The organism is Paracoccus binzhouensis (genome assembly GCF_016446475.1).
Taxonomy (GTDB): domain Bacteria; phylum Pseudomonadota; class Alphaproteobacteria; order Rhodobacterales; family Rhodobacteraceae; genus Paracoccus; species Paracoccus binzhouensis.
This window is the reverse complement of the sequence record NZ_JAEHFP010000105.1, coordinates 10,001-27,611: the sequence shown is the minus strand read 5'-3', so window position 1 is coordinate 27,611 and position 17,611 is coordinate 10,001. Positions and strand designations below refer to the sequence as shown.

Sequence of the window (17,611 nt, the reverse complement as noted above, 5' to 3'; positions counted from 1 at the left end):
GCCTGAGAAGCCGTATTTCCCGCTCATGCCACTTGCTCCTTGGTAAGGGTTGCAATGACGGTTTGTGCGTAGTCGCGGGCATTCTCGACCGACACTCGCCAGATCCCGCGACAGATCGACGATCCGATGGGCGACAAGATGCACGACCTCGCCCTCGCGCTGAACGCGGCCCCTCACGGCGATCATGCTCGATGAGAGAATGACCCGCCGATAGCGCTCGAAGACCTTTTGCCACACGACGAGATTGGCGATGCCGGTCTCGTCCTCGAGCGTGACGAACATGACGCCATTAGCCGAGCCGGGGCGTTGGCGCACCAGGACGATCCCTGCCGCCTCCAGCCAGCGCCGGTCGCGCGCCGCCATCGCCTCGGCGCAGCTGACGATCCGGCGCTTCGCCAGGTCCTCGCGCAGGAAGGAGACCGGATGGCGGCGCAGCGACAGGCCGATATGCCCGTAATCCTCGACCACCTCGCGACCGGCGGGCATCGCTCTCAGCGCGATCGCAGGCTCGTCGAGTTCCGGAACGGTCCGCCCCTCACGGTCCGAGGCGGCGGCGAAGAGCGGCAGTTCCTCGTCGCGCAGCCCCTTGATGGCCCATTGCGCCTCGCGCCGGGCGAGGCCGAAAGCCGGACGGAATCCATCGGCCGCGGCGATCTGATCGAGCGCCGCGACGGGAACGCCGGCCCGCCGCCAGAGATCGGCGATCGAGGTGAAATTCTCATCGCCCCGCGCCGCCACGATGGCGGCGGCATGGGCATTGGCGAGGCCCTTGACCATTCGCAGTCCAAGACGGACCGCGAGACGGCTTTCGTCGCCGGTCGGCTCCAGCGTGCAATCCCAGCGGGAGGCATTGATGCAGACCGGGCGGACCTCCACCCCATGCTCGCGGGCGTCGCGCACGATCTGGGCCGGCGCATAAAAGCCCATGGGCTGGGCGTTGAGGAGCGCGGCGCAGAAGACATCCGGGTGCCAGCATTTGAGCCAGGCCGAGGCATAAGCGATCAGCGCGAAGCTCGCCGCATGGCTTTCGGGAAAACCATAGGAGCCGAAGCCTTCGAGCTGCTGGAAGGTCCGGGCCGCGAACGGCTCCTCATAGCCGCGCGCGATCATCCCCGAGATCAGCCGGTCGCGGAACTTCGAGACGCCGCCGGTATGTTTGAAGGTCGCCATGCTCTTGCGCAGGAGATCGGCCTCGCCCGCGGTAAAGCCCGCGCATTCGATGGCGACGCGCATCGCCTGTTCCTGGAACAGCGGCACGCCGAGCGTCTTTCCCAGCACCTTCTCCAGCTCGGGCCGGGGATAATCGACCTCTTCCAGGCCCTCGCGCCGGCGCAGATAGGGATGAACCATATCGCCCTGGATCGGCCCCGGCCGCACGATCGCGACCTGCACCACCAGGTCGTAATAGGTCCGGGGTTTCAAGCGCGGCAGCATCGACATCTGCGCCCGGCTCTCGATCTGGAAGGTGCCGAGCGTATCGGCTTTGCGGATCATCGCATAGGTGCGCGGATCCTCGGCCGGGATCGACGCCAGATCGAGGTGGATATCCTTGTGCTCGGCCAACAGGTCCAGCCCCCGGCGCATGCAACTCAGCATGCCGAGCGCCAGGACATCGACCTTCATGAAGCGCAGCGCGTCGATATCGTCCTTGTCCCATTCGATGATCTGGCGCCCCTCCATCGCCGCGGGCTCGATGGGCACGAGATCGTCGAGCCGGTCATGGGTCAGCACGAAACCGCCCGGATGCTGCGACAGATGCCGCGGCGCGCCGCGAAGCTGGGCGGCCAGTTCGAGCGTCAGGCGCAACCGGCGATCCTCCGGATTGAGGTTGAGATCGCGGAGCTGCTGCTCGGTGACACCAGCCTCGGACCCGCCCCAGAGCTGGCCGGACAGCGTCTGGATCAGGTCTTCGGGAAGCCCCAGGGCCTTGCCCACGTCCCGCAGCGCGCCCTTGGAGCGATAGCGGATGACGGTGGCGGTCAGAGCGGCGCGCTCGCGGCCGTAATGCTCATAGACCCACTGGATCACCTCCTCGCGCCGCTCATGCTCGAAATCCACGTCGATATCGGGCGGCTCGCGGCGCTCCTCGGAGACGAAGCGCTCGAACAGGAGATCGTTGCGGCCGGGATCGATCGCGGTGATGCCGAGCACATAGCAGACGGCCGAGTTCGCCGCCGATCCGCGCCCCTGGCAGAGGATGCCGCGCGACCGGGCGAAGCGGACGATGCTGTTCACCGTGAGGAAGTAGGGCGCGTAATCGAGCTTGCCGATCAGGGCCAGCTCATGCTCCAGCGCGGCGGTCACCTCCTCGGGCACGCCCTCGGGATAGCGGTGTGCGGCGCCCTCCCAGGTCAGCCGCTCCAGGGTTTCCTGCGGGGTCAGCGCCTGATCGTCGCGCTCTTCGGGATATTGATAGCGCAGCTCGTCGAGCGAGAAGCGGCAGCGATCCGCGATCTCACGCGTCCGGGCCAAAGCCTCGGGCCAGCGCGCGAAGAGCCGGTGCATTTCGGCGGGCGGCTTCAGATAGCGGTCGGCATGGCGCTCGCGCCGGGCGCCGAGCGCATCGACGGTGACATTGTGGCGGATCGCGGTGACGACATCCTGCAGGATGCGGCGGCCGGGTTCGTGGAAGAGCACGTCATTGGTCACGACGGTGGGCACGCCGATCCGCGCGGCGAGCGTCGACAGCTCCCAGAGGCGCATCTGGTCATTGGGCCGCCGCCGCAGCGTCAGGCCGAGATAGGCGCGATCGCCGAAAGAGTCGCGCAGGCGCCTCAGGCGCAAACCGCAGGTCTCGTCGGCAAGGTCCGGCACGAGGACCGCGATCAGCCCTTCGCCATAGGCGGTGAGATCGTCCCATTCGAGATGACAGCGCGCCTTGCCCGCCCGCCCCTTGCCCAGCGACAGGAGTCGGCAGAGCCGCGACCAGGCCGCCCGGTCGGTCGGATAGACCAGCGCCGACATGCCGCAGACGAGATCGAGGCGGCAGCCGACGATCAGCCGCACGCCCGCCTCCTTCGCCGCCTCATGGGCGCGCACGATACCGGCCAGCGTGTTGCGATCGGTCACGGCCATGGCCTCGATCCCCATCGCCGCGGCGGCAGCGAACAGCTCCTCGGCCGCGGAGGCTCCGCGCAGGAAGGAGAAATTCGACGTCACCTGCAATTCGGCGTAGGCGGGCGCGCTCATCCGAAAATCCCGTGCAGGAACCAGCGATGCGAGCCGGTGGCGGCATCCTCGCCATCGCCGGAGCGGAAGATCCAGAAGCGTTCGCCGGCATCGTCCTCGACCCGGAAATAGTCCCGCACCGCGATCAGCTCGGCATCGCGCTTCCACCATTCCCCGAAGATGCGCTCCGGTCCGTCGGCCCGTCGGACCCGGCGACGCACGCCCTTCCAGGAGAACCAGTTCGGCGGATGGTCCGGCAGGAGCGCCATGGTCTCGATCGGCTCCGGCCGGGAGAGCAGCCGCGAAGGGCGCGGCCAATGGTCGGGCCAGCCCGCACCCGTATCCTCGGCGAGTGCCGGCAGACGACGGACCGAGCGCTCGGGCACATCGCTCGCCACCGGCGCGAAACGATAGACCGCCCGCGCGCCGACCCGATTGGCCAGCGTGTCGATCAGGCCGGACAGATCCGGCGCGCCCTCCTCGATCAGGCTGCTGGCCGCCTGCCGCAAAGGCAGGGGTTCGGCAAGGGTGGCGGTCAGCGACATGATCTCGATGCCGAAGCCCGGCGCGATGGTCTCGATCCTGTCGCAGAGAAGCCGGGTCAGGCGCGCGGAATCCCGCACCGGCATGGCCAGGCCGATGCGCACCGTCTCGATCCGGTTGTCGACCCGGTGGCAGAGCAGGTCGAGACGGCGCGCGCCAAGACCCCGCCCCTCGAGCGCCTCGCAGAGCGCCATGACCAGCTTGCGAATATAGCGCGCGATGGTCTCGGCGGCGCCGATGGGCTCTGCGAAGACGCGGCGAACCGAGACCAGCTCCTCGGGCCGGATCGGTTCGATGGGTTCGGCGATCTCGCCCAGGGCCTGATCGAGACGCCGGCAGAGCTCCGGGCCGAAGCGCCGGGTCAGAGGCGCGCGCGGCTGCCCGATCAGGTCGCCGATGCGGACAAAGCCGAGGTCGTTCAGCCCCGCCGCGATCGCGGGTGGCAGGCGCAGGGCTTGCAGCGGCAGCGGTGCGAGTCCTGGGATGGTTTCGCCGGGAGGAGTGACAAACAGCGGATCGGCCGCGTAGCGCGCCAGCGCATGGGCCGCGCCCCAGCTATCGGCGATGGCTGCGCGGGCGGTGACGCCGGACATGACAAGCCGCCCGGTCAGCGCCTCCAGCATGGCCGCCTCACCGCCATGCAGATGGTCGGCGCCGGTCGCGTCGATGACGATCCCGTCCGGCGCGTCGGCGGCGGCGATAGGTGAGAAGCGTTGCAGCACCCAGAGCGCGAGGCGTTCGAGGCTGTCCAGGTCGGCCCGCGGGTCGGCGGGCTCGATGTGGAGGCCGGGCACCATCGCCTGGGCCTTGGTGACAGGCATTCCGGCGCGCAGGCCGAGCGCCCGCGCGGCCGGATCGGCCGCCGTCACCACCCGGCGGTTCTTCTCCCTTCCGGCGATGACCAGCGGCGCCTCACCGGGCGGCGCTGCGTCGCCCGCCTTCCGCCGCAACCGGTCTGTCGGCCAGTTCGGCAGGAAGACAGAGATGACCCGAGCCATCGCACGCCTCCAGTTCGATATCGAGACATTCGCCCGCCCGCGCCCGGATCAGCTCGACCAGCCAGCGCGGCCGCCCGACGCCGGGAACTGGAAGGGACGAGGACGGCAGCGCCGAGATCCGCCAGCGGGTCATCGCCGCCGTCGGCTGCCCGAAATCGCTGGCCTCCGCCTGTCGCCGCCAGCGGCGCAACGCGATGCAGATCGTCGCCGAGCCTTTCGCGGCCAGATGCAGCCGCCGCGAGGCGGTCATCGGCAGGCGCGCGACGTCGCCCACGACCGCCCCCAGCCCGCCATGCCGCAGCCCTTCCTCCATACAGGCCAGAACGGCCTTGTCGTCTCCGGCTTCGACGAAGATCACCCGGCCGGGCGGCAGTCCGGCCTGCTCCAGCCCCGGTGCGAAGAGATCCTGTAGCGCCACGCACCAGAGCACCTGCCCGGTGGTGCGGGCGGCGATCCCGGCCGTGAAACAGGCCGCAGCCGCGCCATCCACCGCCCCGTTGCCGCCTCCGGCGACTTCATGGAGGCATCCGAGCGCCAGCCCGCCACCGGGCAGCTTGCGATCCAGCGGCGCGATCCCGAAGGGCAGCACCTCGTGCGGATGCGCGCCATCGCCTTCGAGCCGCGCGATGCGCGCCCGAAGGTCGGCAATGGCTGGGCTGTCGGCACGGCTGGGCATATGAGGATGGCGTCTCCGGGGCTTTGCACTGGTCGATTCCGTTGCTATGTTCTTTATTTGTTCTCTCACAGGTCGAGAGTCAATCTCGGCCATCCCGGAAGTGATCGACGGGGTGCAATGCCCTATGGTGACGTAAAGTATTCGCAAGGAGAGTGGCGGGGCGATGTGCAATCTCTATCGCATTACGACCAATCAGCAGGCGATCCGGGATTTCGTGGCAGCCACCCATGACAGTATCGGCAATCTCGAACCGTCGATGGACGTCTATCCCGACCGGCCGGCGCCGGTGGTGCGCAACACCGACGGCGGGCGGGAACTGGCCTCATTGACCTGGGGTATGCCCACGCCCGTCGAATATCTGAAATCCCGCGACGCGCCGGACACCGGCGTCACCAATATCCGCAACACGGCCAGCCCTCACTGGCGCAAATGGCTCGGGCTCGAGAATCGCTGCGTGGTCCCGGCCACCGCCTTTTCCGAATATGGGCAAAAGCCCGATCCAGTCACGAAGCGCAAACCGCTGCACTGGTTCGCCCTCGATGAGACCCAGCCCCTGTTCTTCTTCGCGGGAATCTGGACGCCGTGGCGCGGAACCCGCGGCTCGAACCGGACCCCGCGTCCGGGCGATCATCAACTGTTCGCCTTCCTGACGACCGAGGCCAATGGCGTGGTGAAGCCGATCCATCCGAAGGCCATGCCCGTCATTCTGACGAGCCACGAAGAAGTCGAGACCTGGCTGACCGCCGACTGGAACGAAGCCAAGACGCTGCAGCGGCCGCTGCCCGATGATCGGTTGGTGATCCTGGAAACGCCAGCCAATACAGCCGCCGATGGCATGTTGCCGGGCATCTGACAATGATCCGGAGGACGAACATGGGCCGGAAGGAAGAAGAACAGTTAGCGGCGACGCTCGCCAAGGCGATGGCGATGATCTGCGTCCGCAACAGCATGCTGGAGGACCTGCATGCCGGCCCGGTCCCGGTCACGAAGACCGGCGACTATTCCGATGTCTTCGTCATCGACGCCGACGGCAATCGCATTCCCTGGAGAACCGTGTCGAGGTTCGACGATGACGAGATGCGCGACCTGATGCGCCAGGTGGTCAATCGGCTCTACACGTTCCAGACCTGCTTCGCCGAGCCGCAGTTTCAGGCGTTGATCGACAAGTGGCTCGATGTTGCGCGCCACTGGGACGAGCCGGTCATCGACGAGCGCCTCGCGGGAAGGCCCAGCTAGCCGATCGTACGGACTGTCGGTGGGACGGCTGAGGTGATAGCCGCAGCGCGATTTCCCAAAGCGGCCCTCCGTAATCCTTGAAGCATTCGCGCGCTTAGGGCTCAGACCAAGACGCGTGGGAGCGACCATGCCGGCGAATGATCGCCTGAGGGCTGCCTTCATCAAAGCGAGCAGTCAGCACACTTGGAGCGGCGTCAACCATACTTTGCCCAAGCATGGCTACCACTTTGAAGTCAGGCGTAAGAACCCACACGGCATTGTCTGTTTCGTCGACCTCGACCCGATATGGACTGGCCGGAACCGGAACGATCTGCCGCGTCGCCGGTTCGATATTTATACGCCAGTCGCGCGAGGTCCAACGCTGGCTGATGCGGTTCAGCATCTCGGCCCTGAATGCTTTCCAAATGTCGTTGGTCGCTGGCGTTGGCCAGTCTCCGGCATCTGTCATCGCGACAACTTCATTGGTTTCGAGCCAGACAACGAGACCATCGTTATCGATGAAAATCGGATCCTGATCATTAATTGCGGCGAGGGCCGCGGCTCTTGAAGGAAGTCCGGCGCGCACAAGCATCGCCATCGTGTAGCGCGGCAGCCCGGCCTCAAGACAGGCAGAGGCTGTGCCGGCAATGATCTCGGGTTGCCAGCCAAGCGCAACCCTTCGGGTACGAAGTGCCTCCAGCGCCCAGACGAGCCGATACGTAAATACGTCCTCGATGAAACGCATGTTGTCCGGCCCGATCTCGTGCACTGGCGTTCCGGAAACCCACGCGGCCAGGATCTCGCGCCAATTGCCCGGCAGAGGATCGTCAGGAACAAAGGGGCGGATAGCGAGTAAGCGCTCCGCAAGCGTGGTAAGCGATGCAACGAGCACCTCGCTATCGCCGGGCAACGCTGCCTCGTCGGCTTGGTCGAGCAACACGGCGAGCTCGTCGGCCATCGCGTCGAGTGTCAATCCGGACTCAAGCCCAACACCCATCGCAAAATGACCGCGCCTTTGATCGGCGTTCGTCTGCGACCAGATCAGCCCCGAGCGCGCCCTGAACAATTCAAGCTGGCGCTCACGCAGGTCATCGCCACGGCGGGCAAGCTGCCGCGCCCAAAGCGAACCGTTCAGCGACTCGTCGATGAGCCGCGGCAAGTCCGCATCATCAGCATCCAGCGCTTCGACAAGACCAAGGATCGCGTGATCGAGTTTCTCTAGCAGAAGCTCGAAAGGCTCGTCGTCTTCCTCGTCGACATGGATGTTCCAGGCATCTCGGTTGTTGGCGAGATACTCAAAGGCGTCGTCTCGACTTAGCGTCCCGCTGCGCGCCAGACGATTGAGAATTTCGCTGGCGATCTGAATAAGCCCGCTCTCAAGCGTCCGGGCCCTTGATGCGTTCACAAGCTCGCGCCATGCCTGCCTGCGCCAACGCAGCGGTTCGAACATTACGTGGATCACAAGCCCTTCGAGATCGACGAAGGCGCGTCCGGCGCGCCCCGCGACGTTCGCAAATTCCTCGCCGGTGAGGGGAGTTCCCGCGCGATACAGGGTCGGCACAAGCAGGACCGCTGCGTTGAGATTAAGCCCCTGGGCGAGGGTCGGCGATGCGATAGTCACAGTTAGAACGCCTTCGTTTAGCAGGCGTTCGACCTCGCGAAGGAAAGGGTTAGGTAAACGCGCGTGATGAATGGCCACGCCCAGTTCAAGGCAGCGGACGGCCGGATGCTCTGCACCTAGCCATTCAGCCCCAACCGATTTCGCCCTCTCTATTGCGCCTTCGTCAGCAAGAAGTGGAGCGATGAAGCCACGCCGGGCGAGGTCGACAATGCGCGTTGCGTAGCTCTCGACATGATCCCGCTGCGTACAGAATACCAATGTGCGCTTGCCCTCATCGGCAAACTGCCATGCCGCAGCAATGGTCAACTCGGGATTGTCTCTGGGAAACGGCGTTCGACGCGGAGCGATGGGAGGCTGCTCCGTGACAAAGTTCTGGATGAAGGGTCCGTCATCATCAAGATCGAATGTCAGGCGCGCTCCCTGTCCGCCCCACGCCAGCGTTCCGAAACGCTGACGGGTCGGCCGCCAGCTTGATTTCACCGCTTCGCCCTCGGCATCGCTACGCACCCACGCCGTCAGATCTTCGAGTTGTTCGCCATCGGGCAGGATCGCCGACAGGCAGACGATACGCCGGTCGACCGCGTCCGCGCGGCGCAGAAGCCTTTGCACGAGAATTTCGTAGCGGAGCTCGCGCTCGCTCGGCCCTATCAGATGTCCCTCATCCAGAACGATCAATCCGATATCATCCAGCAATTGCGGATTGCTTCTTAGCGCGAAGTCCAGCTTTTCCGGCGTCGCAATAACGATGTCGTGCGAGCGCAGTGCGTCCTGGTCTCCCGGCATTGCGCCGCTCGCACCGTAGAGCGAGGACACCGAAAATCCGAGAGGACCGAACGTCTTGCGAAAGGACCGCTCGGTCTGCGCCGACAGTGCCCGCAGCGGCGTCACGAGCAACACCCGCTTCTCTGCACTGAGCGACATGAGGGTGCAGATTTCCGCGACGCGGGTCTTTCCAGCACTCGTCGGCAGAGCCACCACGAGATCATCAGTCAAATCGGTTGCGCGGCGCGCCGCGCCGATCTGCGAAGGCCAGAGCTCAACCTCGGCCGTCTTGCGCGCATAAAGCGACGCAAGAAACATCTCCCGCAGCGCGGCATAACCATCCGTGCCGGCTGGCCCGATTTGAGGCAGCACATGGTGGAGGCTATTGCCCCAGAGATCGTCAATTAAATTTCGGGCTACGCGGATGATCCACCAATGGGATACCGCACCGACATTGCTGGCCACTCTCAGAGCGCGCCGGAGTATTGATAGCGCTCCGTCGTGCATAGCGGTATCGCCGGTGAGCAACGCGAATTCGAAGAACGCGAAAGCTCTGAAGACCGCCGTAGTCAGCATGATCGACAAGATGTCGTCGATCTCCTGATCGCCGACCTCGAGAGCAGCTTGGAGAGCATCGTCGCCGTATTCAGGATTGCGCAGCCAGGATCGCGCCTCGTCACGCAGAGTCCCGAGATCACTAAGGAGTAGCCGTACGATCACGCGTTCTGCGGGCGCAAGATTCGCTTCTTCTTCGGCCTGAGACATCAGCGAGAACGCCATCGCTGCGTACCCCGCGAGATGGTACGAGGCCGCGCCCATCACACGCCAGAAGCCACGCTGGGAGAGTTCCGGTGACCCGTTGCGGACAAGGGCCTCGAAGGCATTGCCAGCCTTGAGAAAGCCCTCGCGCCATATTGCTGGGTCGCCCTCGCCCCGCTCCCGCAGGGCGAGCGATGCACGGAGCAAAGAGAATCCATACTCGGACAAATCGGTGTCGAGACTCACCGCGAAAGCCGGAGCACCCTCGGGAAGTTGGCCGGCCCTCCTAATGATCGCCCGCGCGTCACCCCGTGCTTGAAGCCGACCGCGTACCGTCGGCTGCGCCATCACTTCGATAAATTCCTGAAGCTCCTCAATCGTTTCCAAGGCTCTCGGCCTCTTCATAAATCCAGGCGATGAACTCCTGGTGGTCGTTTATGCGGAGGTTCACCGAGATATGGCCGTGGTCACCGCCAGCACCTGCAAGATCGGCTTCGAGGTCGGCGCGCCGGTCGTTGCCGGTTAACGTGAACAGCCCATGCGTGACATCACGCGCCCGAATCGTGCCTCTGCCGACAGCATTGCGGATTTGGCGACCTAGCGCCTCGTCTTCTTCGCTCCCCTCCAGCAACCTATCGGCTACAAACAGTAGGGAGATCGGCGTGGGACGGCCATCGTCGTCATTGAGCCGGGCACGAGCGGCGTTTATCACACCTGCGGCCATCGCCTGACCGCTCTTGGCCTCGCCCTTCAGATAGGCAAGGCGTCCATCTACCTCCTCGATGCCGAGGAAATCATCGCCGCGCAGGGCCATTTCGCGACCGTCCTTGTAGCGCAGGCGGCGAACGGGGATCCGGAATCCAGTCTGGTGCTCCACAAACTCCGTAGCCAATATCTCGCCTACTTCGCCGGACCGCGTTCTGGCGTCGGTCGGCAAGCGCTCGCGAAGAATGGCAGCAGCGCCGGGGAATCCCAGCTCGGCAATGTCGTCGGCAATGTGCCGCGGATCGTCGTAGTGAGCGCGGACACGCTCCATGAGGTCCGCCTGGACTGCGACTCTACCGCCACCTCTCTCGCCAAGCACAAAGAGGCGCTTTCTTTCGCCGTGCTCCGCCTCCTCGATGTTCAGCCAGTCTTCAATCATAAATATTTGTTATCAGGCCCTGATGACTGAAGAAAGCAACCACGAACATGTAGCTTCTTACCGTAGCCATCAACTTCGGAGGTGACGCGCCGAATGGCTGATGTTCCGTGCGTGCCTCCGGATGTTGCACCTGCGAGGTTGGAAACTGCGCGTACGCAGCAACAAGGCGCATTGTCAGCATAACTGGCATCTCACCTCGCCGCTCCACGCGCGGTTCGCATTGCCGCACCTACCGGCTGCACCACCATTCATCGCCGTCAGGCCAGGAGCGAGCCAGCCCTTCTTCGATCAGGATGTCGCCGATGTCGCGACCACCGATTCTGATCGTCACGAGCGTCCGCGTGCCGGTGTTATCCCGCTCTCCATATTCGACAGTCCAGTTATGCGAGTTCAGCAGCTCGATCACCCGGTCGCTGGCTCGGTGTGCCAGCGCGACTTCGGCCTCGCCACCGCAGATGTGGGTTTGCGGTTCCGGGGTGTCATATCCCTCCATGCGCAGCTTTTCCCCGTCAATCCAGATCGTGTCACCGTCGACGAGACAATATTCGTCAGCGGTGCGCGCCTGACCGGGAACGCACTTCGCAATCTGCGGCCGAGGCTGAGCCTGGGCAGGTTCCGGCAGGCCGCCGACCGCCCAAGATAGAGCGAGGGAAAGCACGAACATCTGCCAGCGGAATGTGGACAATGGGGGGAGACGAATTTGCATGGGCAGATCTGGTCTACTGCAATCTGAGTGAACGGGCGGATCGCTGGGGTGAGGCCAGCCAAGCATTCAACCTCCAGCCTCACCGAGCGAGGCCGCGATGTCGTTGATCGATCGGAGCAGAACCAGGGGATCATCCCTGGACGGCTCAAAGCCGCGCCGCCTCCAGAATTCGGCGGCTTCACCATCGACGGCATTGACCAACAAGGCCCGTCCGCCGATCAGCGAAGCGGCCTGAACGCAGCGCTGGAGGGCGTGCTTCACAAGACCGGTCCCGATGCCCAGCCCTGCCCAACCCGTATCGGTCGCGAGCTGGCCGAGTAGCATGCACGGGACCGGATTGGGTGGCTGCCCCGTCCGGATCGAACGCGGCAGCACCGATGGCACAACGGCGGTCGGCGCCAGGCCATAGTAACCGACCACGCGTCCGGCCTCGTGCACGACAAGGACGGCGGTGAAGCCCTTCTGCTGATTGGAGAGGGCGCGCGTCTTCAGCCAGTGGTCAAGCGTGGGCTTGCCACAGGAGAAATCAGACACATCGTGAGCGGCGGTAAGCGGTTCGGGGCCTGACAGTTGCAATGGCTTACCGCTTCGCCACGTAGCCGGGCTCCCACGGCGCGGGCCGTTTCAGAACTTCGACCATCTCCGGAACGGGAGCGGCCGGACGCGCCAGCACATCCATGAACTCAGCGAAGCCCTCTGGACTCATCCGGATCAGCCCCTGCTCCATGACGACCTCCTCGGCCGCGCGCACTGCGGCGTCGCGCACGAAATCGGTGCGCGAGCGGCCGCGCAGGCTCGCTGCGCGATCGATCATTGCGACATCCGCCTCGGGCAGGCGCATCGAGATCGGATATTCCTTGCGTTCGGCGGTCGTGGCCATGGCGAATCTCCTTGGTCGGTATATAGCGCCTTGTATCGCGAATTACAATACGCTAGGGTTGCGTCAACAGTCAATGACCTCACGAGGAGAGGCGACGAGGCCAATGATGACCGGGTCAGCGAGGGATTCCGATAGGTTATTTTGCTACGCAAAGGCACGCCCGGCTGCGCTTGGCCACGCGATAGCACGATTGCCCGCGCCAATCGCCGCCGAATATTCGCCTTCAATTTCCGTTGCTTATGCTTCCCTCGGGGCGAATGCTGCAAGCTATGACCTTGCGAGCCCCAGGAAACCCGGCAAAGATGACAGGAGGAGAGCGCGAAGCGCTGCTCGAATCCTTGCTGTCATCCTGGCGAGGCAGGCGGCGCAGGAGTGCTATGCAGAGGAAGTGAAGATGTCACGGCAAAGGAGGAAGCGCTCCTCCTGATACGGACGGGAGCCAGGTTTTGAAAGTCGCGATCTACGCCCGCTATTCTTCCGACAATCAACGCGACGCCTCCATCGCCGACCAGTTCCGTATGTGCCGTCTCCATGCCGAGAAGCAGGGCTGGCATATCGTCGAGGAGTATTCGGACCACGCGATCTCCGGCGCCTCGCTGATCCGCCCAGGCATTCAGGCGCTCATGGCCGACGCAATGGGCGGCCGTTTCGACCTGATCCTGGCCGAAGCGATGGACCGCCTCTCCCGCGATCAGGAAGACATCGCGGGCATCTTCAAGCGCATGTCCTATGCCGACGTGAAGATGTTCACCCTGTCGGAAGGCGAGGTGACGCATCTGCATGTCGGTCTCAAGGGCACGATGAATGCGCTGTTCCTGAAGGATCTGGCCGACAAGACCCGCCGCGGGCAGCGCGGCCGCGTCGAGGCGGGCAAATCGGGTGGTGGCAATGCCTATGGCTACGATGTGGTCAAGAAACTCGATGCGAACGGCGAGCCGATCCGCGGCGATCGCACCATCAACGAGTTCCAGGCCGAGGTGGTCCGCCGCATCTTCCGCGACTACGCCGCCGGCAAGTCGGCCAAGACCATCGCCTTCGCCCTGAACAAGGAAGGCATTCCCGCTCCGTCAGGCGGCGATTGGGGGTTCAGCACGATCAACGGCAACCCGAAACGGGGCAATGGCATCCTCAACAATGAGATGTATATCGGCAAGATCGTCTGGAACCGGCAGCGCTTCGTCAAGGATCCGAACACCGGCAAGCGGCAGGCCCGCCCCAACCCGGAAGAGGAATGGGTCATCCAGGAAACGCCAGAGCTGCGCATCCTCGACGACGATCTCTGGAACGCCGTGAAGGCGAGGCAGCGCGTGAACCGCACCGAACGCGACGAAAGCGGCGTCGCCGACGTCCGAACGATGAACTATCGCCGCCGGCCCAAATATCTGTTCTCCGGCCTGACCAAATGCGCTTGCTGTGGTGGCGGCTATTCCGCGATCTCGGCGACACTGATCGGATGTGCGACGGCCCGCAACAAGGGGACCTGCGACAACCGGGTCAACATCCGCCGCGACGAGCTGGAAGCGCGTGTGCTGAACGCGCTGCGTACCAAACTCGTCGATCCCGAACTCTTCGCGCATTTCTGCGAAGTCTTCACGCAGGAGATGAACCGCCTGCGCAGGGAAGGCCGCTTCGAGATCGCGTCGGCCGAGGCGGAGATTGCGAAGATCGATCGGGAACTCGAGACCCTACTCAATCTGATTCTGAAGGGTGGCGCCGCTGACGCGCTCAACGCGAAGATGGTGAAGCTGGAGAAGCGTAAGAAGGAACTGGAACTGTTCCTGGCCGAAGCCGACGAACCGCCACCGCTGCTGCACCCAAGCATGGCACTGCAATACCGCAAGCGGGTCCAACAGCTTTACGACGCCCTGCAGGACGACGACGAGGGGAAGCGGATCGAGGCCGCAGACACGCTGCGCTCGCTCGTGGATCAGATCGTGCTGACGCCGGTCGACGGCAAGGTGGAGATCGACGTTCAGGGCGATCTCGCTGGAATCCTTACGATTTCCACGCAAAGCAAAAACCCCGCAGCGGGCGCTACGGGGTCGCAAGTAAAGATGGTTGCGGGGGTAGGATTTGAACCTACGACCTTCAGGTTATGAGCCTGACGAGCTACCGGGCTGCTCTACCCCGCGGCAGGGCGTTTTCTGTCGTTGATCGTTTTCGAGAGACATGCCTCGCTTCTTTTCAGGTCTGGCGGTGACCTACTCTCCCACGTCTTTTGACGCAGTACCATTGGCGCGACGGCACTTAACGGCCGAGTTCGGGATGGGATCGGGTGTTTTGCTCGTGCTATGTCCACCAGACCGGAAAAGGAGCGAGATCGGCGTTATCCCTTGCGGGATGGGTTGTCCAAGGATGCTTTTGGAAGAAGCTCTGGTCTGTCTTCTTCCGGATCAAATCAAGCCAATCGAGCCATTAGTACCGGTCAACTGAACGCATTGCTGCGCTTACATCTCCGGCCTATCGACGTGGTGGTCTTCCACGGCTCTCAAGGGATACCTTGTTTTGAGGGGGGCTTCACGCTTAGATGCCTTCAGCGTTTATCCTGTCCGTTCATAGCTACCCAGCACTGCCGTTGGCACGACAACTGGTCCACCAGTGGAACGTTCACCCCGGTCCTCTCGTACTAGGGGCAACTCCTCTCAAGTATCCTACACCCACGGCAGATAGGGACCGAACTGTCTCACGACGTTCTAAACCCAGCTCACGTACCTCTTTAAATGGCGAACAGCCATACCCTTGGGACCTGCTCCAGCCCCAGGATGAGATGAGCCGACATCGAGGTGCCAAACGATGCCGTCGATATGGACTCTTGGGCATCATCAGCCTGTTATCCCCAGCGTACCTTTTATCCGTTGAGCGATGGCCCTTCCACTCGGGACCACCGGATCACTATGGCCGACTTTCGTCTCTGCTCGACTTGTCAGTCTTGCAGTCAGGCTGGCTTCTGCCATTGCACTCAACGAGCGATTTCCGACCGCTCTGAGCCAACCTTCGCGCGCCTCCGTTACTCTTTGGGAGGCGACCGCCCCAGTCAAACTACCCACCACGCAGGGTCCCGGACCCGGATAACGGGCCGCGGTTAGACATCAAGAGTGCGAAGGGTGGTATCTCAAGGATGGCTCCACAGCGACTGGCGTCACTGCTTCGATGCCTACCACCTATCCTGCACATCGCAATCCTGATGCCAGTGCGAAGCTATAGTAAAGGTGCATGGGGTCTTTCCGTCTAACCGCGGGAAGTCTGCATCTTCACAGACAATTCAATTTCGCTGAGTCCACATTTGAGACAGCGGGGAAGTCGTTACGCCATTCGTGCAGGTCGGAACTTACCCGACAAGGAATTTCGCTACCTTAGGACCGTTATAGTTACGGCCGCCGTTTACCGGGGCTTCAATTCAAGGCTTGCACCTCTCCTTTTAACCTTCCGGCACCGGGCAGGCGTCAGACCCTATACGTCGCCTTGCGGCTTCGCAGAGCCCTGTGTTTTTAGTAAACAGTCGCCACCCCCTGGTTTGTGCCCCCCGCCGATGCTTGCGCACCAACGGGGCCTCCTTCTCGCGAACTTACGGAGGTATTTTGCCGAGTTCCTTAAATGTGGTTCTCTCAAGCGCCTTGGTATTCTCTACCAGTCCACCTGTGTCGGTTTAGGGTACGGTCTCATGGAGGGCTATTTCCAGGAACCGCTCAGCAGCCCCTCCAATCCGATAAGGAGGAACTACACCTGCGATCCGTCACCATCTCCTGGCCCAGGAATATTAACCTGGTTCCCATCGACTACGCCTTTCGGCCTCGCCTTAGGGGCCGGCTTACCCTGCTCAGATTAGCTTTAAGCAGGAACCCTTGGACTTTCGGCGACAGGGTCTCTCACCCTGTTTGTCGCTACTCATGTCAACATTCTCGCTTCCGATCACTCCACCGGATGCCTTACGGCCCGGCTTCACAGTAAAGCTCGCGCCTCCGCTATCCCGAAGGATAGAAGAGGCAAGAGCTTATATCACGGAACGCTCCGCTACCGCGCACCATAAGGTGCACCCAAAGCTTCGGCTCGTGGCTTGAGCCCCGTTACATCTTCGCCGCAAGACCTCTTGATTAGACCAGTGAGCTGTTACGCTATCTTTAAAGGATGGCTGCTTCTAAGCCAACCTCCTGGTTGTTTTGGAAGTCTCACATGCTTTCCCACTTAGCCACGAATTGGGGGCCTTAGCTGTTGGTCAGGGTTGTTTCCCTCTCCACGACGGACGTTAGCACCCGCCGTGTGTCTGCCAGATAGTTCTTCCCGGTATTCGGAGTTTGCTTAGACTCAGTAAGGCTGTGGGCCCCCATCATCCATGCAGTGCTCTACCCCCGGGAGAATTCGTCTGACGCGCTACCTAAATAGCTTTCGCGGAGAACCAGCTATCTCCAGATTTGATTGGCCTTTCACCCCTAGGCACAAGTCATCCCGACCTTTTTCAACAGGTGTGGGTTCGGCCCTCCAGTTGGTGTTACCCAACCTTCAGCCTGCTCATGCCTAGATCATCTGGTTTCGGGTCTGATCCGTCTGACTATGTCGCCCTTTTAAGACTCGCTTTCGCTGCGCCTACACCTAACGGCTTAAGCTTGCCAGACAGACCAAGTCGTTGACCCATTATACAAAAGGTACGCCGTCAGGGCGCAAGGCCCCTCCGACTGCTTGTAGGCGTCCGGTTTCAGAAACTGTTTCACTCCCCTCGTCGGGGTGCTTTTCACCTTTCCCTCACGGTACTGGTTCGCTATCGGTCAGCAAGGAGTACTTAGCCTTCGAGGGTGGTCCCCCGATCTTCAGACAGGATTTCACGTGTCCCGCCCTACTTGATACGTCCGATCAAACTTCCCATACGGGGCTGTCACCCGCTATGGCTGGCCTTTCCAGGCCATTCTGGTCATTCTCACGGCTCGGCTGGTCCCCGTTCGCTCGCCGCTACTGGGGGAGTATCTGTTGATTTCCTTTCCTCCGGGTACTTAGATGTTTCAGTTCCCCGGGTTCGCTCTTAAAACCCTATGTATTCAGGTGATAAGTACCTGGTTAACCCAACTGTTGATACCCAAGGGTAACAACAATCGAGTTTCAGGTGGGTTTCCCCATTCGGAGATCCATGGATCAAAGCTTATTCTCAGC

Annotated in this window: 11 protein-coding genes, 1 tRNA gene, 2 rRNA genes and 1 pseudogene (1 of these 15 only partly in view); 3 read left to right on the top strand and 12 right to left on the bottom strand. The window is 62.7% G+C overall.

Translation table 11 applies throughout. The features are described 5' to 3' along the window. The 3 genes from I9P22_RS19040 to I9P22_RS19030 form a co-directional block, all read right to left on the bottom strand. Window positions 1-3,189 (bottom strand): error-prone DNA polymerase (locus I9P22_RS19040; protein ID WP_233253478.1); only part of this gene is annotated, 3,189 nt, incomplete at its 3' end. After that, window positions 3,186-4,709, bottom strand: a complete 1,524-nt coding sequence (locus tag I9P22_RS19035; protein WP_039194726.1) for a Y-family DNA polymerase — start codon at window positions 4,707-4,709, stop codon at window positions 3,186-3,188. The genes I9P22_RS19040 and I9P22_RS19035, both read right to left, overlap by 4 nt. After that, window positions 4,624-5,385 (bottom strand): ImuA family protein, encoded by a 762-nt coding sequence (locus I9P22_RS19030; protein ID WP_039194725.1) that lies wholly within the window; start codon window positions 5,383-5,385, stop codon window positions 4,624-4,626. Before I9P22_RS19030 ends, I9P22_RS19035 begins: the two co-directional genes overlap by 86 nt. A 163-nt stretch (window positions 5,386-5,548) precedes the next feature. Here I9P22_RS19030 and I9P22_RS19025 point away from each other — a divergent pair, with 163 nt between their 5' ends. Then, a complete protein-coding gene (locus tag I9P22_RS19025) occupies window positions 5,549-6,238 on the top strand; it encodes an SOS response-associated peptidase (protein ID WP_039194724.1) in 690 nt (229 codons plus the stop codon). A gap of 20 nt (window positions 6,239-6,258) precedes the next feature. After that, window positions 6,259-6,621 (top strand): hypothetical protein, encoded by a 363-nt coding sequence (locus I9P22_RS19020; RefSeq protein ID WP_039194905.1) that lies wholly within the window; start codon window positions 6,259-6,261, stop codon window positions 6,619-6,621. Between the two features lie 94 nt (window positions 6,622-6,715). On the opposite strand, the gene I9P22_RS19015 is transcribed toward I9P22_RS19020, so the two are convergent. The 5 genes from I9P22_RS19015 to I9P22_RS18995 all read right to left on the bottom strand — a co-directional run bounded on the left by I9P22_RS19015 (window position 6,716) and on the right by I9P22_RS18995 (window position 12,472). Beyond that, complete coding sequence (locus tag I9P22_RS19015; protein WP_199261155.1) at window positions 6,716-10,129, bottom strand: DEAD/DEAH box helicase; 3,414 nt, start codon at window positions 10,127-10,129, stop codon at window positions 6,716-6,718. Beyond that, window positions 10,116-10,886 (bottom strand): Hachiman antiphage defense system protein HamA, encoded by a 771-nt coding sequence (locus tag I9P22_RS19010; protein WP_050475055.1) that lies wholly within the window; start codon window positions 10,884-10,886, stop codon window positions 10,116-10,118. Before I9P22_RS19010 ends, I9P22_RS19015 begins: the two co-directional genes overlap by 14 nt. A gap of 229 nt (window positions 10,887-11,115) precedes the next feature. After that, window positions 11,116-11,592, bottom strand: a complete 477-nt coding sequence (locus I9P22_RS19005) for a thermonuclease family protein (protein WP_039194723.1) — start codon at window positions 11,590-11,592, stop codon at window positions 11,116-11,118. A 66-nt stretch (window positions 11,593-11,658) separates the two neighbouring features. After that, entirely contained in the window at window positions 11,659-12,168 is a 510-nt protein-coding gene (locus tag I9P22_RS19000; protein ID WP_039194721.1) for a GNAT family N-acetyltransferase, read from the bottom strand. Window positions 12,169-12,172: 4 nt separating this feature from the next. After that, entirely contained in the window at window positions 12,173-12,472 is a 300-nt protein-coding gene (locus I9P22_RS18995) for a type II toxin-antitoxin system TacA family antitoxin (RefSeq protein ID WP_039194720.1), read from the bottom strand. A gap of 446 nt (window positions 12,473-12,918) precedes the next feature. Here I9P22_RS18995 and I9P22_RS24980 point away from each other — a divergent pair. Next, window positions 12,919-13,956, top strand: a pseudogene (locus I9P22_RS24980) (recombinase family protein); the annotation flags it as partial. Window positions 13,957-14,157: 201 nt separating this feature from the next. Here I9P22_RS24980 and I9P22_RS24975 read toward each other — a convergent pair. The 4 genes from I9P22_RS24975 to I9P22_RS18975 all read right to left on the bottom strand — a co-directional run. Continuing rightward, a complete protein-coding gene (locus I9P22_RS24975) occupies window positions 14,158-14,484 on the bottom strand; it encodes a hypothetical protein (RefSeq protein ID WP_332909044.1) in 327 nt (108 codons plus the stop codon). Between the two features lie 43 nt (window positions 14,485-14,527). After that, window positions 14,528-14,604 (bottom strand) — tRNA-Met (locus tag I9P22_RS18985). Window positions 14,605-14,660: 56 nt separating this feature from the next. Further along, window positions 14,661-14,775: ribosomal RNA gene (rrf, locus tag I9P22_RS18980) — 5S ribosomal RNA — on the bottom strand. Between the two features lie 91 nt (window positions 14,776-14,866). Beyond that, window positions 14,867-17,611: ribosomal RNA gene (locus tag I9P22_RS18975) — 23S ribosomal RNA — on the bottom strand (it continues 85 nt past the right edge of the window).

Bases quoted from the DNA above. Each gene is read 5' to 3' on its own strand.
- I9P22_RS18995 (WP_039194720.1), bottom strand. From the start codon at position 12,472: ATGGCCACGACCGCCGAACGCAAGGAATATCCGATCTCGATGCGCCTG.
- I9P22_RS19005 (WP_039194723.1), bottom strand. From the start codon at position 11,592: ATGCAAATTCGTCTCCCCCCATTGTCCACATTCCGCTGGCAGATGTTC.
- I9P22_RS19010 (WP_050475055.1), bottom strand. From the start codon at position 10,886: ATGATTGAAGACTGGCTGAACATCGAGGAGGCGGAGCACGGCGAAAGA.
- I9P22_RS19020 (WP_039194905.1), top strand. From the start codon at position 6,259: ATGGGCCGGAAGGAAGAAGAACAGTTAGCGGCGACGCTCGCCAAGGCG.
- I9P22_RS19035 (WP_039194726.1), bottom strand. From the start codon at position 4,709: ATGGCTCGGGTCATCTCTGTCTTCCTGCCGAACTGGCCGACAGACCGG.
- I9P22_RS19030 (WP_039194725.1), bottom strand. From the start codon at position 5,385: ATGCCCAGCCGTGCCGACAGCCCAGCCATTGCCGACCTTCGGGCGCGC.
- I9P22_RS19025 (WP_039194724.1), top strand. From the start codon at position 5,549: ATGTGCAATCTCTATCGCATTACGACCAATCAGCAGGCGATCCGGGAT.